Below are 16,527 nucleotides of genomic sequence, written 5' to 3'. Positions count from 1 at the left end.
TGCTCCGGAGCGATCCACGGTTGAGGTTGTGGTGGTGCCGGGTGTGTCTGTTGTTTGAGAACTCAATAGTGTGCCAAGTTTGTTGATACCAATTTATTGTATTGAATTGGTTGAATGTGCTGGATCCGCCACCCCGTGGTGTGGTCTGGTGTTTTTGGCTGGTTTCAAATTTTGTGCAGCCGGCGTTCCCGTTTTCCCGGGGGCGTGTGGTTGTGTCTGTTTTTGTTTTACTTCAACGGAGAGTTTGATCCTGGCTCAGGATGAACGCTGGCGGCGTGCTTAACACATGCAAGTCGAACGATGATCTCCAGCTTGCTGGGGGGATTAGTGGCGAACGGGTGAGTAACACGTGAGTAACCTGCCCTTAACTCTGGGATAAGCCTGGGAAACTGGGTCTAATACCGGATATGACTCCTCATCGCATGGTGGGGGGTGGAAAGCTTTATTGTGGTTTTGGATGGACTCGCGGCCTATCAGCTTGTTGGTGAGGTAATGGCTCACCAAGGCGACGACGGGTAGCCGGCCTGAGAGGGTGACCGGCCACACTGGGACTGAGACACGGCCCAGACTCCTACGGGAGGCAGCAGTGGGGAATATTGCACAATGGGCGCAAGCCTGATGCAGCGACGCCGCGTGAGGGATGACGGCCTTCGGGTTGTAAACCTCTTTCAGTAGGGAAGAAGCGAAAGTGACGGTACCTGCAGAAGAAGCGCCGGCTAACTACGTGCCAGCAGCCGCGGTAATACGTAGGGCGCAAGCGTTATCCGGAATTATTGGGCGTAAAGAGCTCGTAGGCGGTTTGTCGCGTCTGCCGTGAAAGTCCGGGGCTCAACTCCGGATCTGCGGTGGGTACGGGCAGACTAGAGTGATGTAGGGGAGACTGGAATTCCTGGTGTAGCGGTGAAATGCGCAGATATCAGGAGGAACACCGATGGCGAAGGCAGGTCTCTGGGCATTAACTGACGCTGAGGAGCGAAAGCATGGGGAGCGAACAGGATTAGATACCCTGGTAGTCCATGCCGTAAACGTTGGGCACTAGGTGTGGGGGACATTCCACGTTTTCCGCGCCGTAGCTAACGCATTAAGTGCCCCGCCTGGGGAGTACGGCCGCAAGGCTAAAACTCAAAGGAATTGACGGGGGCCCGCACAAGCGGCGGAGCATGCGGATTAATTCGATGCAACGCGAAGAACCTTACCAAGGCTTGACATGGACCGGACCGGGCTGGAAACAGTCCTTCCCCTTTGGGGCCGGTTCACAGGTGGTGCATGGTTGTCGTCAGCTCGTGTCGTGAGATGTTGGGTTAAGTCCCGCAACGAGCGCAACCCTCGTTCCATGTTGCCAGCGCGTAATGGCGGGGACTCATGGGAGACTGCCGGGGTCAACTCGGAGGAAGGTGGGGACGACGTCAAATCATCATGCCCCTTATGTCTTGGGCTTCACGCATGCTACAATGGCCGGTACAAAGGGTTGCGATACTGTGAGGTGGAGCTAATCCCAAAAAGCCGGTCTCAGTTCGGATTGGGGTCTGCAACTCGACCCCATGAAGTCGGAGTCGCTAGTAATCGCAGATCAGCAACGCTGCGGTGAATACGTTCCCGGGCCTTGTACACACCGCCCGTCAAGTCACGAAAGTTGGTAACACCCGAAGCCGGTGGCCTAACCCCTTGTGGGAGGGAGCTGTCGAAGGTGGGACTGGCGATTGGGACTAAGTCGTAACAAGGTAGCCGTACCGGAAGGTGCGGCTGGATCACCTCCTTTCTAAGGAGCACCTACAATCACCGTGCCTCATGTATGTGGGTGTGGCGGGGTTGTCAGGAGTATATGCCCGTTGCGCAGACGCTAGTTCTGCGGCGGGTGCTCACGGGTGGAATATCAACAAGTAGCGGCCGCGTGTTTGTCTGCGGCACCCAGTACGGCGGGTCTCTTCCTTTGGGGAGGGTCCGGCCTGGAACGGTGCGGCTCATGGATGGGTGGTTTCGTGTTTGGCACACTGTTGGGTCCTGAGACAACAGGACCGGATGTTGTGGCGGGTGTGTTCTTTTCCTTCGGGGGAGGGGCGGGCCGGCTGCGGGGTCCGGGACTTCTGTTTCTGGTTTCCTGGCTGCACCGATGATGCACGTTTGTGTGTGTGGGGTGTGTGGTACGGGGTTGTTGTTTGAGAACTACATAGTGGACGCGAGCATCTTTTATAAGAAGCAATTTCCAAGAATATGAACCTGGATCTGTCCCGGGCGCCTTTCGGGGTGTTTGGGGTGGTTTTCGTGGTTCTCTCGAAAATAGCGTTTTATTGATCTTTTGTGGTCAAGTTTTTAAGAGCACACGGTGGATGCCTTGGCATTAGGAGCCGAAGAAGGACGTAGGAATCTGCGATAAGCCTGGGGGAGTCGATAACCGGACTGTGATCCCAGGGTGTCCGAATGGGGAAACCCCGCCAGACGCGCGAGTGATCTGGTGACCCGCATCTGAACACATAGGGTGCGTGGAGGGAACGCGGGGAAGTGAAACATCTCAGTACCCGCAGGAAGAGAAAACAATAGTGATTCCGTCAGTAGTGGCGAGCGAACGCGGATCAGGCTAAACCGTTCCATGTGTGATAGCCGGCGGGCGTTGCATGGTCGGGGTTGTGGGACTTTCCGTTCCAGCTCTGCCGGGCTGGGAAGGTGAGAGTGTGGACATAGGTGAACGGTCTTGAAAGGCCGGCCGTAGAGGGTGTGAGCCCCGTAACCGAAATGTTGTGCACCGCCTGGAGAGTATCCCAAGTAGCACGGGGCCCGAGAAATCCCGTGTGAATCTGTCAGGACCACCTGATAAGCCTAAATACTCCCTAATGACCGATAGCGGACCAGTACCGTGAGGGAAAGGTGAAAAGTACCCCGGGAGGGGAGTGAAACAGTACCTGAAACCGTGTGCTTACAATCCGTCGGAGCAGTCTTAGTTACTGTGACGGCGTGCCTTTTGAAGAATGAGCCTGCGAGTTAGTGTTACGTCGCGAGGTTAACCCGTGTGGGGAAGCCGTAGCGAAAGCGAGTCTGAATAGGGCGTTGCAGTGGCGTGATCTAGACCCGAAGCGAAGTGATCTACCCATGGCCAGGTTGAAGCGACGGTAAGACGTCGTGGAGGACCGAACCCACTTCAGTTGAAAATGGAGGGGATGAGCTGTGGGTAGGGGTGAAAGGCCAATCAAACTTCGTGATAGCTGGTTCTCCCCGAAATGCATTTAGGTGCAGCGTTGCGTGTTTCTTACCGGAGGTAGAGCTACTGGATGGCTAATGGGCCCTACAAGGTTACTGACGTCAGCCAAACTCCGAATGCCGGTAAGTGAGAGCGCAGCAGTGAGACTGTGGGGGATAAGCTTCATAGTCGAGAGGGAAACAGCCCAGACCACCAACTAAGGCCCCTAAGCGTGTGCTAAGTGGGAAAGGATGTGGAGTTGCGAAGACAACCAGGAGGTTGGCTTAGAAGCAGCCATCCTTAAAAGAGTGCGTAATAGCTCACTGGTCAAGTGATTCCGCGCCGACAATGTAGCGGGGCTCAAGTACACCGCCGAAGTTGTGGATTTCAGATAATAGCCAAGCCGCTCCCTTGTGGGGTTGGTTCAGGCGTCTGGAGTGGTAGGGGAGCGTCGTGTGGGCAGTGAAGTCGCGGTGTAAACCAGCGGTGGAGCCTACACGAGTGAGAATGCAGGCATGAGTAGCGAAAGACGGGTGAGAAACCCGTCCGCCGAATGATCAAGGGTTCCAGGGTCAAGCTAATCTGCCCTGGGTAAGTCGGGACCTAAGGCGAGGCCGACAGGCGTAGTCGATGGACAACGGGTTGATATTCCCGTACCGGCGAAAAACCGCCCATGCTGAACAGGGGATACTAACCGCCCGAAACCTGCCCGATCGCCCTTGTGGTGTGAGGGTTTTGGTGGAGCGCGGGACCTGATCCTGGGAGGCAAGCGTATTAACAGGTGTGACGCAGGAAGGTAGCCGAGCCGGGCGATGGTTGTCCCGGTCTAAGGATGTAGGGCGAACGGTAGGCAAATCCGCCGTTCATGATGCCTGAGATCTGATGGGACTCCCGTAAGGGGGGATTCGGTGATCCTATGCTGCCAAGAAAAGCATCGACGCGAGGTTTTAGCCGCCCGTACCCCAAACCGACACAGGTGATCAGGTAGAGAATACTAAGGCGATCGAGAGAATTATGGTTAAGGAACTCGGCAAAATGCCCCCGTAACTTCGGGAGAAGGGGGGGCCCCCATCGTGATGGACACTAGCTGTCCGGAGCGTGCAGGGGCCGCAGAGACCAGGGGGAAGCGACTGTTTACTAAAAACACAGGTCCGTGCGAAGTCGCAAGACGATGTATACGGACTGACTCCTGCCCGGTGCTGGAAGGTTAAGAGGACCGGTTAGCCGCAAGGCGAAGCTGAGAATTTAAGCCCCAGTAAACGGCGGTGGTAACTATAACCATCCTAAGGTAGCGAAATTCCTTGTCGGGTAAGTTCCGACCTGCACGAATGGAGTAACGACTTCCCCGCTGTCTCAACCATAAACTCGGCGAAATTGCAGTACGAGTAAAGATGCTCGTTACGCGCAGCAGGACGGAAAGACCCCGAGACCTTTACTATAGTTTGGTATTGGTGTTCGGAGTGGCTTGTGTAGGATAGGTGGGAGACGTTGAAACCCGGACGCCAGTTCGGGTGGAGTCATCGTTGAAATACCACTCTGGTCACTTTGGACATCTAACTTCGGCCCGTAATCCGGGTCAGGGACAGTGCCTGATGGGTAGTTTAACTGGGGCGGTTGCCTCCTAAAAAGTAACGGAGGCGCCCAAAGGTTCCCTCAGCCTGGTTGGCAATCAGGTGTCGAGTGTAAGTGCACAAGGGAGCTTGACTGTGAGAGAGACATCTCAAGCAGGGACGAAAGTCGGGACTAGTGATCCGGCGGTACATTGTGGAATGGCCGTCGCTCAACGGATAAAAGGTACCTCGGGGATAACAGGCTGATCTTGCCCAAGAGTCCATATCGACGGCATGGTTTGGCACCTCGATGTCGGCTCGTCGCATCCTGGGGCTGGAGTAGGTCCCAAGGGTTGGGCTGTTCGCCCATTAAAGCGGTACGCGAGCTGGGTTTAGAACGTCGTGAGACAGTTCGGTCCCTATCCGCTGCGCGCGCAGGAAATTTGAGAAGGGCTGTCCTTAGTACGAGAGGACCGGGACGGACGAACCTCTGGTGTGTCAGTTGTACTGCCAAGTGCACCGCTGATTAGCTACGTTCGGATGGGATAACCGCTGAAAGCATCTAAGCGGGAAGCTCGCTTCGAGATGAGATTTCCATACACCTTGTGTGTGAGAGGCCCCCAGCCAGACCACTGGGTTGATAGGCCGGATGTGGAAGCGAGGACTAACGACTCGTGAAGCTGACCGGTACTAATAGGCCGATAACTTACACCACACACTCCTCCCCGTGAACGGATTCAAAAGACGTTCACACCACGGGAAGAGTAAAGAAACAAGATACGCTTGCGTCCACTATGTGGTTCCCAACCAACAAACCCGCCACGGGTTTCGTTGCCTGGTGAACCAACAACAAAATAACAACACCACACCACCCCCACACACAACGGGGGCGGACGTGGACAGGTTGTAACCACAACTTTCCCCACCCCGGCCATGCCAGGATGCGGGACATAAGGTTACGGCGGTCACAGCGTGGGGGAAACGCCCGGTCCCATCCCGAACCCGGAAGCTAAGACCCACAGCGCCGATGGTACTGCACCCGGGAGGGTGTGGGAGAGTAGGACGCCGCCGGACACTATTTAGTGCTCGACCCCCGACAACGATTGTCGGGGGTCGAGCCACACAAATGTTGTAACTATAGATTTCCCCCTCGAACGCCCAGGCGGACGGGGAGCGGATACAGGGTTACGGCGGTCACAGCGTGGGGGAAACGCCCGGTCCCATCCCGAACCCGGAAGCTAAGACCCACAGCGCCGATGGTACTGCACCCGGGAGGGTGTGGGAGAGTAGGACGCCGCCGGACAACCATTAACAGGTCGAGAGCCTCCAACCACCAGGTTGGAGGCTCTCCCTCTTTAACCATCGCCGCGGAGTACTTTAACCCACACCGCGGAATACACCGTCCCGCAGATCCCGCAGGTTTAATCCAAGCCCTCCCGCACCTCTCGTTCCGTGCTGCAGGAGCGTAGGTCCAGGTGCTGCAGGTCTTACGGTGGCGTCCCCCGGGTAGAGTTGGTGCCCATGGACAACCTCTTCAGCCATGCACCCGCCGAGACCCCGGAACCGAAGACGGCCGGCGGACTGGAGCCCGTCGTCGTCACCGTCGTGGTGCCAGGTGCCGTGGCCCGGACCTTTATGGGGTTCACGGAACACACGCACTTGTGGTGGCCGCTGGAGGCCCACAGCGTCTACGGCGTGGGTTCCTACGTGGAGTTCGAGGAGAACCTGGTCCTGGAAACGGCTGATGACGGCAGGACGGCCATCTGGGGATCCATCGATGACTGGCAGCCTCCACTCTCGTTCCACGCCAGCTGGCACCCCGGAACCACTGCGCTGTGGTCCACCGAACTTCGCGTGGCCTTCCGTGCAGTGGAGTCCGGCACCGAGTTGCGTCTCGTTCATTCGGGGTGGGAAGGCGCGGAGGATCCTGCTGCCACGCGGGCGGATCACGCCGCCGGCTGGCCGGTGGTGCTGGAGAGGTTTGTACGCTTCATGGGCGGTGCCGGGGACTGACCCGTACCTGCCGGTAGGAGCAGGCGCTCAACGCAGCCGCGCAACATCGGCTGGGGGCACCGCGGTGCTGGAACGGATCACGAACCGGGTCGGGTACTCGGTGTCCGTGGCCTCCGGAGCTGTCCCGCGGTCGAGGCCGGCCAGGAGCCGCTGCACTGCCAGCTCACCCTGACCGCGGGCGTCCTGGTCGATGGTTGTCAGCCCAAATACTCCGCCGAGCTCGTGACCGTCGATCCCGATGACCGATAGATCTTCCGGGACGCGGAGGCCGAAGTCCCGCGCTGCGAGGATAGTGCCGATGGCCATCTCGTCAGAGGCCGCAAACACGGCTGTCGGGCGCTCAGCGGCGCCGCCCAGCAACTGCCGGGCGCTGGCGTACGCCCCCTGGATGGTGAAGTCGGCGGAGACCTGCCACTCGGGACGAACGGCGGTTCCTGTCTCTTTCATGGCCTTGGTGAAGCCGCCCTGTCGGATGCCGGGAAGCCCGAAATCCTTCTCATAGTCTGAGGAGCCAGTCATATGTGCAACCTTGGTGTGACCGAGTTGGATCAAGTGCCGGGTCGCAGCCCCGGCAATTCCGGAATCGTCGATGCGGATCGTCGATGCCCCGGGAAGCGGTCCGCCGATGCCCACGATCGGCCGGTGGATAGCCATGAGCTGCTGGATTTCGGACTCTTTGAGCACCAAAGATACTGCGATGACGGCGTCTACGCGTTTGCGCAGAAGGAAGTCGTTCAGCACGCTGCGGCGGCGCTTATGGCCTTCACTGACGTTGTAGAGCGTCAGGTCATATCCGGCGTCCAGCAGGGCTGCCGAGGCTCCCTCGACCACCGCCGAGAAATACCAGCGGTGGACCGAGGGAACGACAATCCCGATATTGTGCGTCCGGCCGGAGGCGAGGCTGGAGGCGTGGTACGAGAGGACAAAACCGAGCTCCGCGGCGGCGTGCCGGGCCAACTCCCGGCTGCGGGCAGAGACGTTATTCTTGCCGCTCAAGGCACGCGAAACGGTGGCAATGGAGAGGCCGGACCGTTCCGCGACGTCCTTGATGCCGGTCATTACTGGTTCTCCGTGTCCTCAATGTTGATTTCCAGCCAAACAGTTTCCCCTGAGCGTATGTGACGGTCCGCGCCGCTTTCGCCGGCCGTGAAATCGCCGTAGACAGCGTACGGGGTACTGCGCAGGAGTACGCGTCCTGCAGGCAGTTCCATGGCGTCGTGGCCCGTATTTATCAGGATCGCGGTGGTGCCATTGAGGAAGGCCAGAGACGTGTCCGTGCACCAGGCCTCCATCCAGGACAGGGAACCCTGGCCGAGCCGGAGCTCACGCCGCAGGGCCAGCGTCCGCCGATACAGGTTCAGGTGCGACGACGGTGACACGTCCTGCGCATCACGGGACAGGGCGTCAAAGCTGGCAGGCTGCGGCAGCCAGGGATCCTGGCCGCCGCCGAAGCCCGCATGAAGTTCACCGGTACGCCACGGCAAAGGCACACGGCACCCGTCGCGGCCCAGCCGCTCGCCGCCTGTGCGGGCAAAGGTGGGGTCCTGGCGACGGCTGTCGGGAATGTCGATGCCGTCCGGCAGCCCGAGCTCCTCGCCCTGGTAGAGGTACGCGCCGCCCGGCAGCCCCAGCATAAATAAGGAGGCGGCTGCTGCCCGGGTCCGTCCGAGTTCCTCATTGGGCTGCGGATCAAAGGCGCCGATTCCGTCCCCGTCGCGCGGCGCCTGTCCGTGGTACCCGAATCGGGTGGCGTGCCGGACGACGTCGTGGTTGGACAGGACCCAGGTGGTGGGTGCACCAACCGAATCCAGCGCTGTCAAGGATTCGGTGACGACGTAGCGCAGGCGGCCAAGGTCCAGGCCGGCGTGCAGGTAGGGAAAGTTGAACGCCTGGTGCATTTCGTCAGGGCGGACCCAGTCCGACAGGCGGGACAGCGGCTCCACGTTGGCCTCGGCGCAGAGGATCGTGTCGGGGCCGTATTCGGCGAGGATCTTCCGCCACTCGCGGTAGATCTCATGCACGGCCGGCTGCCCAAACATCGGGGGCCTCGTGGCCGGGGAAGCCCCAGGAGCTGGCCCCGTCGGCGCGGCCGCCCCATTCCGGCAGGCCCTTGGCCTTGACCAGAGCGTGGGCAACATCCACACGGAAGCCGCTGACTCCACGGTCCAGCCAGAAGCGGAGCACACGGGCAAACTCGGCGTGGACGGCGTCGTTGTCCCAGTTGAAATCGGGCTGCGAGGAATCAAACAGGTGCAGGTACCACTGGCCGGGGGCCCCATCGGGCTCAGTGATCCGGGTCCAGGCCGAACCGCCGAAGTGCGACTGCCAGTTGTTCGGCGCTTCCTGGCCGAACTCCCCGCGACCGTCACGGAAGATGAAGAGGTCCCGTTCGGGACTGCCGGCAGGGGCGGCCAGGGCCGCCTGGAAAGCCTGGTGCTGGTCTGAGCAGTGGTTGGGGACGAGGTCTACGATCATGCGCAGGCCCAACCGGGTTGCTTCGGCGATCATGGCATCGAAATCGGCCAGCGTCCCGAAAAGCGGGTCGACGTCGCAATAATCGCTGACGTCGTAACCGGCGTCGCGCTGCGGGGACCGGTAGAAGGGGGACAGCCAGACGGCGTCGACGTCCAGTTCGGCCAGCTGCGACAGTTCTGCAGTGATGCCGGCGAGATCGCCGATGCCGTCGCCGTTCAGGTCCCGGAAAGAGCGCGGGTAGATCTGGTAGATAACTGCCGACCGCCACCACCCGGGAGTGCTGTCTGCGGGGTGAACCGGCGTCAATGGTCCGGTCTGGGCGCTGGCCTGCGCAGCGTGGGCGGTGAGTACTGAGTCAACGGACATGCCGGTAATGGTATGCCCGAAACTCTGGGAATGAAAGCGCTTCCAGTGGCGTGTGTCACATTTGATTTGGCCAACGATTGGACTTGCGAAGGGCTCTTTTGCGGCTGGCGAATGCCGTTGTTCCGCTGGCGTCCACCAGCAAATTGCCCGCCCTCTAAAGATGCTGGAAACGTTTGCACTCCGGGTCTGGTGAACCCGCTGCAGGCGGGGCCTGCCACACGGGCCAGCCACATAGACTGAAGGCCGAAATCTAACGATTGTGAGAGACCTTGAGCATCATTGACGAGCTCACGGCCGCCCTTGGCCAAGCCAAGGTAGCCGTGGATGAGACCACGATGGCAACGTACGCCGTGGACCAGGCGCCGGTTCTCGAGTTCAGGCTGCCGCAGGCCGTCGTCCGGGCCGAGTCCGTGGCGGATGTGCAGGCCACCGTCAGGGCCTGCGCCGCCCACGGGGTCGCACTGGTGGCCCGGGGCGCCGGGACCGGGGTTTCCGGCGGAGCGCACGCCACCGAAGGCTGCGTCGTTCTCAGCCTGGAACGGATGAACCGCATCCTGGCGCTCAGCCCGGACGACGAGACCGCCGTCGTCGAACCCGGCGTCATCAACGGGGACCTCAACGCCGCCGCGGCGGTGCACGGGCTCATGTTCGCCCCGGATCCGGCCAGCTTCCGGATCTCCACCGTGGGCGGGAACGTGGCCACCAACGCGGGCGGGCTGCGCTGCGCCAAATACGGTGTGACGCGGGACTCAGTCCTGGCACTCGACGTCGTCCTCGCGGACGGCTCGCTGATCCACACCGGGCACCAGACTTTCAAAGGTGTCGCCGGCTATGACCTGACCGGCCTTTTCGTAGGCTCGGAGGGCACGCTGGGGATCGTGGTCGCGGTGACGGTCCGGCTTAAGTACTTACCGCGCGAGGTCCACACGATCGCCGCGTTCTACCCGGACTTCCGCAGTGCCGCCGCGGGAGTCCTGGCGGTCGGTAAGGCGCGCGTGCAGCCCGCCATCATGGAACTGCTCGACGGCGGAACGCTCGCCCAGCTCGATGACCTCCACGGCTCGAACCTGTCCGTGCGGGGTGCCTCCCTGCTGCTGATCCAGACCGACGGCTTCGGCGCCGCGGCGGAAGCCGCGGCCATCCGCACGGTGCTTGCGGCGGGCGGGGCGGTGGTGACCACGGAGGCCAGCGCGGAGGCCGAGCATCTGGTGGAGATGCGGCGCCACAGCCGCGGTGACGAAGTGGACGATGAGTACCGGGTGGGTGAGGACGTCGCCGTCCCGCGTTCGAAGCTGGTGGACTACGTGGCTGCGCTGGAAACCATGGCCGCGGCGCGCCACGTCCGACTCAAGATCGTCGCGCATGCGGGCGACGGCAACCTTCATCCCACGTTCTGGGTGGACAGGGTGGACAACACTGTGGACCCCGACGCCATGGAGCGCCTGGGCAAGGTCCTGGACGAGTCCATCACCGCGGCTTTGGCGATGGGTGGCACCATTACCGGTGAACATGGCATCGGCCAGTACAAGCTGCGCTGGCTCGGGCTGGAACAGAAGGAACCCGTACGCGAACTGCAGCGCCGGATCAAGGAACTGTTCGACCCGGCCGGCATCCTCAACCCGGGGAAAGCGATTTAGCCCGCAGCAACGAAGAAGCCCGTCCGTGCCATAAAAACCGGCCGGGACGAAGCCTTAGTCGTCGGAGTCCGGGTACTCGTCGATGTCTTCCTCGGAGCCGTAGCGTGATTCCTCGGTTTCCACCTCGAGGATCTTGAGCAGTCCGGTGTCCGGGTTGAGCATGATCGCGGCCTCGTCGCGGCGGTGGCGCAGCTCGGAATCAATGTAGGACTGAACGGCCTCGGCGAGCGGGATATGGCGGTTCTCCCGCTCGGAGATGTACCAGCGGTGCTCCAGGATTTCGTGCACTGCCTCGGCCGGCTCGAGCTTGCCGGAGAGGTCCCGGGGAATGGAGCGAACGATTGGTTCGAAGATCTGGCTGACCCAGAGATGGGCGCTGTATTCCTCGTCCATGCCGGGATTGTTGTCCGCCCGGAAAGAGTCCATGTCATTGAGAAGGCGGCGGGCCTGGTTTTCCTGCGCGTCCAGGCCGGTCAGGCGCAGGAGCCGGCGCTGGTGGTGCCCCGCATCCACCACCTTGGGCTGGAGCTGGATGGTGGAACCGTTCTTGGTGGTCTTGATCGCATACTCTTCGACGTCGAACCCCAGATCGTTGAGTTTGCGGATCCGGGCGGCCACGCGCCAGCGCTCACCGATCTCAAAGGATTCCTTTTCCGTGAGTTCCGTCCAGAGCCGGCGGTAGCTGTCCATGATCAGCTCACTCGTGGCCACGGGGTCCACCTTCTCCTCGATCAGGCCGCCCTCCAGGAGATCCATCAGTTCACCGGCGATGTTGACCCGCGCAATTTCCAGATCGTACTCGCGCTGGCCGGTCGAGAGATCGGGGTAGAGCTCGCCGGTCTCGGCATCGACTAAGTAGGCGGCGAACGCACCGGCGTCGCGGCGGAACAGGGTATTGGACAGTGACACGTCGCCCCAGTAGAACCCGATCAGGTGCAGGCGGACCAATAGAAGGGCCTGGGCATCGATCAGGCGGGTGAGGGTGTCCTTGCGCAGCATCTGCGAAAACAGGGCGCGGTACGGCATCGAAAATTTCAGATGCCTGGTGACCAGAACCGGATTCAGCGGGCGCCCCTCCGGGGTCGTGCGCCCGGTAATAACGGCGACTGGCTCCACGCAGGGGACGTCCAGCCGGGCCAGCTTGCGGAGCATGTGGTACTCGTGGCGGGCCACGTGCTCCGAGGTTTCCTTGATCGCGATCACAGACCCGCCCAGGTGGGCGAAGCGCACGATGTGCCGGGAGATGCCGCGGGGGAGTGCGGCGAGGTGCTGCGCCGGCCAGTCCTCGAGGGCGATGTGCCACGGCAGGTCCAGCAATTCCGGTTCCGTCGCGGCGGCAGTGATGCTCAGCGAACTTGAAGCGACGGCCTTGTCATCGTTGGCGCTGGCGGCTTCAAACCTCGGCAGCTTGCCGATCTGACCGTAGTCGGTCGGCTCGTCGTGCCACTGGGCGTTGTTTTCCTCGGTCATAAACCAATTCTTCCGTATGAGGGGCGGCGGCCCTAACGAACGGGGCCCCGGCTTGAAATCTGAGTGTCGGCTTTAACGGCCGACGGCGGCCCTTCCGCTATGGGAGGACCGCCGTTGGACGCGTGTTATGGGGGCTCAGTCGCCCAGGCGCAGACCGGTCTGGGTGTCGAACAGGTGCACGTGGCCGGACTGCGGACGGACGAAGATGGTGTCGCCCTTCATCGGGGGGCGGCGGCCGTCGACGCGTGCCACCATGTCGTGGCTCTGGCCGTCCAGTACCGTGTGGCCATAGACGTAGGCGTCGGCGCCGAGCTCTTCGACGACGTCGACCTCAACCTGGATACCTTCGCCCTCGGGCGCGGTTTCGAGGTCTTCCGGACGCGAACCAAGGGTCACGGTCTTGCCGTGTGCGGACTTGAGGACGTCCTGCGGGACCGGGAACACCGTGCCGCCGAACTGCACGCCGCCGTCGACGACCGGCAGTTCGAGCAGGTTCATGGCGGGGGAGCCGATGAAGCCGGCAACAAAGACGTTCTTCGGCTTGTCGTAGAGGTTGCGCGGGGTGTCCACCTGCATCAGCAGGCCGTCCTTGAGGACCGCAACGCGGTCGCCCATGGTCATGGCCTCGACCTGGTCGTGGGTCACGTAGACCGTGGTGACGCCGAGACGGCGGGTCAGGGATGCGATCTGGGTGCGGGTCTGGACTCGGAGCTTGGCGTCAAGGTTCGACAACGGCTCGTCCATGAGGAAGACCTGCGGGTTACGGACGATGGCACGGCCCATGGCAACACGCTGGCGCTGGCCGCCGGAGAGGGCCTTGGGCTTGCGGTCCAGGTACGGCTCGAGGTCAAGCAGCTTGGCGGCTTCGCGGACCCGTTCGGCACGCTCTTCCTTGCCGATGCCTGCGATCTTGAGGGCGAAGCCCATGTTGTCCGCGACGGTCATGTGCGGGTACAGGGCGTAGTTCTGGAAGACCATGGCGATGTCGCGGTCCTTCGGCGGAACGTCCGTGACGTCACGGTCGCCGATGAGGATACGGCCGGAGTTTACGTCCTCAAGACCTGCGAGCATACGCAGGGAGGTCGACTTGCCGCAGCCGGAGGGGCCGACGAGAACGAGGAATTCGCCATCAGCGATGTCGATGTTGAGCTTATCGACGGCGGGCTTGTCAGTGCCCGGGTACAGACGTGTTGCGTTATCAAAAGTAACTGTAGCCACAGTTATCAATCCCTTCACCGGCAGGTACGTGCCGGACGATCCGTTGTGAATGGTTCTTGGTATTCAGTTTTCTCATGCGCATAGTCCTCGGCCGAAGCCGAGGACTATCCAGTGGTGCCGCACGGTATGTGTGCGCCGCATCACAAGAAGAGTATGTCAGATGATTGGAGAAAAGTGAAAAATGTTAGAGACATCACACGTGGGGCTGCTTACAGTCGGTGCGGTGCCGTGGCATGATCAGCGCCCGACGGTCCCATTCCGCTCCCGCAACAGCGCGGCCAGGAATTCGCCGATGTGGACCGGGGACTCGACCCGGAATTCGGCCTGGGTGAAGTCCAGGCCCACCTTCACGCCCAGGTCGCCCGGAAGCAGCCGGCCCAGGGCGTCCTCATCGGTGGTGTCGTCCCCGGCAAAGACCACCGCGGTGGCGGCGGTGGCCTGGCGGAGGAAGTCGAGGCCTTCGCCCTTGGTGGCGTTGACGACCGAGGTTTCCAGCACCCGGTGGCCGGTCTTCAGGAACACTCCCGCACGGTCCTGCAGTACCGCGCGGGCGGCGGCCACTGCGTCCTCCGCGACATCATCGTCGGCGAGCCGGGTGTGCAGGACGACGCCGGCAGGCTTGTCCTCCAGCAGCGTCCCCGGGGCGAGGTCCACAATGCCCTCCAGTTCCGTGCGGATAGCCGCCAGCAGATCCCGCTGGGCGTCGTCGAGCATCAATTCGGAGGAGCCGGGGGCCCATCCAGACTTCGGCGCCGTGACTTCCGATGAGCAGGGTGTTCTCGGGCGGAAAAGCGACTGCCCGCAGACTGTCCAGCGCCCGTCCCGAGATCAGCGCCGTCGTCGTCCGGGGGAGGTCCGCCAGGCCGGCGAACGCCTCGGCCGAGTGGGGGAGGGCACGGGAATCGGCCGCATGGTCCACGAGGGGCGCCATGGTGCCGTCGAAATCCATCGCCACGAGGAGGTGGTCAGTCGCGGCGACGCGGCGCACGGCCTCCAGCAGCGCGGGGGAGAGCGAAAGCGGTGCGGCGCCCGGGTCGCTACTGCTTGAATCGTTGGCGCTTGAATCGTTGGCGCTTGAATCGTTGGCGCTTGAATCGTTGGCGCTTGAATCATTGCTGTCGGGGCCGCCGGCACCCGCTTGCTCAGGAATCATCGCGGATCACCTTTTCCTCGAGGGCGGCCAGGAAGTCAGCGGACCAGAGGTCCACGTCGTGGTGCAGGATCTGCTTGCGCATCGACCGCATTCGGCGTCCGGCCTCAGCGGGCTGCATGTGGACGGCCTTCATGATGGCGGCCTTGAGGCCATCGATATCGTGCGGGTTGATCAGCAGGGCCTGCTTGAGCTGGTCCGCGGCGCCGGCGAATTCGCTGAGGACCAGCGCGCCGTCGTTGTTGGTGCGGGCGGTGACGTATTCCTTGGCGACGAGGTTCATGCCGTCGCGCAGAGCGGTGACCAGCATAACGTCGGCGGCCAGGTAGAGGGCGACCATCTCCTGCACGGGGTAGCTGTGGTGCAGATAGCGGAGGGCCGTGTTTTGGATCGTGTCGTAGGTGCCGTTGATGTGGCCGACAGTCCCCTCGACTTCCTCCCGCAGGATGCGGTACTGCTCCACCCTTTCGCGGCTGGGGCTGGCAACCTGGATCAGGGCGGCGTCTTCGACTGTGACTTTGCCGTCGGCGAGCAGTTCCGCGTAGGCCTTAAGCCGGTGGCGGATGCCCTTCGTGTAGTCGAGGCGGTCCACGCCGAGCAGGACGGTCTTCGGGTTGCCGAGGTCCTGGCGGATCTGGCGGGCACGCTCGATGATCTCGGGCTGCTGGGCGAGTTCGCTGATTTGCTTGACGTCGATGGAAATCGGGAATGCCTGGGCGCGGGCAATATGGGTCGTCTGACCGTCCGAGCCTTTGACGTGGATTTGCTGCTGCTTGACGCTGGCGCCGAGGAAACGACGGGCGGAGCGCATGAAGTTGCCCGCATCGCTGCTGCGCTGGAAGCCCACGAGGTCGGCGCCCAGCAGCCCGTCGATGATCGCCTGACGCCAAGGGAGCTGCGCGAAAATCTCCGGCGGCGGGAACGGGATGTGGTTGAAAAAGCCGATCTTCAGGTCGGGGCGCAACTCGCGGAGCATTTTAGGGACCAGCTGGAGCTGGTAGTCCTGTACCCACACCGTGGCGCGGGGGGCCGCATGGCGTGCGACGGCGTCGGCGAACCGCTTGTTGACCTTCCGGTAGGAGTCCCACCAGGTCCGGTGAAATTCTGGTGCGGCAATCACGTCGTGATAGAGCGGCCAGATGGTCGCGTTGGAAAAGCCCTCGTAAAACAACTCAATGTCCTGCGTGCTCAGCTGTACCGGCACGAGGTCGATCCCGCCGTGGCTGAATGGCGCCAGCGTCTCGTCCGGTGCGCCATGCCAGCCAACCCAGGCGCCGTCGGTCTTGGTCATCATTGGCGCCAGCGCCGTGACGAGTCCTCCCGGGGATCGGCGCCAGCCGTCCTCGCAGCCGCTTTCGTCCGGTGAACAGCGGTCAACCGGCAGGCGGTTGGAGACCACCATGAAGTCGTATAGTTCGGCGGTCTGCGCCGGTTCCGAACCGGCGTGACCGGCGCGTGCGGATGCTTCCATTGGTG

At 62.0% G+C, this 16,527-nt stretch carries 6 protein-coding genes, 4 rRNA genes and 2 pseudogenes; 6 read left to right on the top strand and 6 right to left on the bottom strand.

Annotated elements, in window-relative coordinates; translation table 11 throughout:
* Nucleotides 1–232 precede the first annotated feature (232 nt).
* The 5 genes from KY499_RS09010 to KY499_RS08990 all read left to right on the top strand — a co-directional run bounded on the left by KY499_RS09010 (nt 233) and on the right by KY499_RS08990 (nt 6,735).
* Nucleotides 233–1,759 (top strand): 16S ribosomal RNA (locus KY499_RS09010).
* A gap of 541 nt (nt 1,760–2,300) precedes the next feature.
* Nucleotides 2,301–5,437, top strand: a 23S ribosomal RNA gene (locus KY499_RS09005).
* Between the two features lie 242 nt (nt 5,438–5,679).
* Nucleotides 5,680–5,796: ribosomal RNA gene (rrf, locus tag KY499_RS09000) — 5S ribosomal RNA — on the top strand.
* Nucleotides 5,797–5,908: 112 nt separating this feature from the next.
* A 5S ribosomal RNA gene (gene rrf, locus KY499_RS08995) occupies nt 5,909–6,025 on the top strand.
* Together the 16S, 23S and 5S rRNA genes form the textbook arrangement of a ribosomal RNA operon.
* 218 nt (nt 6,026–6,243) lie before the next feature.
* On the top strand, nt 6,244–6,735 hold the full coding sequence (locus tag KY499_RS08990; protein ID WP_219885199.1) for an SRPBCC domain-containing protein: 492 nt from the start codon (nt 6,244–6,246) through the stop codon (nt 6,733–6,735).
* Between the two features lie 27 nt (nt 6,736–6,762).
* Here KY499_RS08990 and KY499_RS08985 read toward each other — a convergent pair whose 3' ends face one another.
* Complete coding sequence (locus tag KY499_RS08985) at nt 6,763–7,794, bottom strand: LacI family DNA-binding transcriptional regulator (protein WP_219885198.1); 1,032 nt, start codon at nt 7,792–7,794, stop codon at nt 6,763–6,765.
* A pseudogene (locus tag KY499_RS08980) lies at nt 7,794–9,576 on the bottom strand (glycoside hydrolase family 13 protein). The gene KY499_RS08985 and the pseudogene KY499_RS08980 overlap by 1 nt, the downstream one beginning before the upstream one ends.
* 269 nt (nt 9,577–9,845) lie before the next feature.
* Here KY499_RS08980 and KY499_RS08975 point away from each other — a divergent pair.
* Nucleotides 9,846–11,213 (top strand): FAD-binding oxidoreductase, encoded by a 1,368-nt coding sequence (locus tag KY499_RS08975; protein ID WP_219886869.1) that lies wholly within the window; start codon nt 9,846–9,848, stop codon nt 11,211–11,213.
* A 54-nt stretch (nt 11,214–11,267) separates the two neighbouring features.
* On the opposite strand, the gene KY499_RS08970 is transcribed toward KY499_RS08975, so the two are convergent.
* From KY499_RS08970 to KY499_RS08955, 4 genes and pseudogenes are all read right to left on the bottom strand, one after another.
* Nucleotides 11,268–12,683: a DUF4032 domain-containing protein gene (locus KY499_RS08970; protein ID WP_123256884.1), complete on the bottom strand. Its 1,416-nt coding sequence runs from the start codon at nt 12,681–12,683 to the stop codon at nt 11,268–11,270.
* A gap of 135 nt (nt 12,684–12,818) precedes the next feature.
* Nucleotides 12,819–13,901, bottom strand: coding sequence for an ABC transporter ATP-binding protein (locus tag KY499_RS08965; protein ID WP_123256883.1), 1,083 nt, complete (start codon nt 13,899–13,901; stop codon nt 12,819–12,821).
* A gap of 237 nt (nt 13,902–14,138) precedes the next feature.
* Nucleotides 14,139–14,901: pseudogene (gene otsB, locus KY499_RS08960) on the bottom strand (trehalose-phosphatase).
* Nucleotides 14,902–15,043: 142 nt separating this feature from the next.
* Nucleotides 15,044–16,522 (bottom strand): trehalose-6-phosphate synthase, encoded by a 1,479-nt coding sequence (locus KY499_RS08955; protein ID WP_123256881.1) that lies wholly within the window; start codon nt 16,520–16,522, stop codon nt 15,044–15,046.
* Nucleotides 16,523–16,527: the final 5 nt, after the last annotated feature.

It is taken from the genome of Arthrobacter sp. PAMC25284, assembly GCF_019443425.1.
GTDB classification, from domain to species: domain Bacteria; phylum Actinomycetota; class Actinomycetes; order Actinomycetales; family Micrococcaceae; genus Arthrobacter; species Arthrobacter oryzae_A.
Note: the sequence above shows the minus strand (reverse complement) of the source record. Positions and strands in the feature narration are given on the sequence as shown.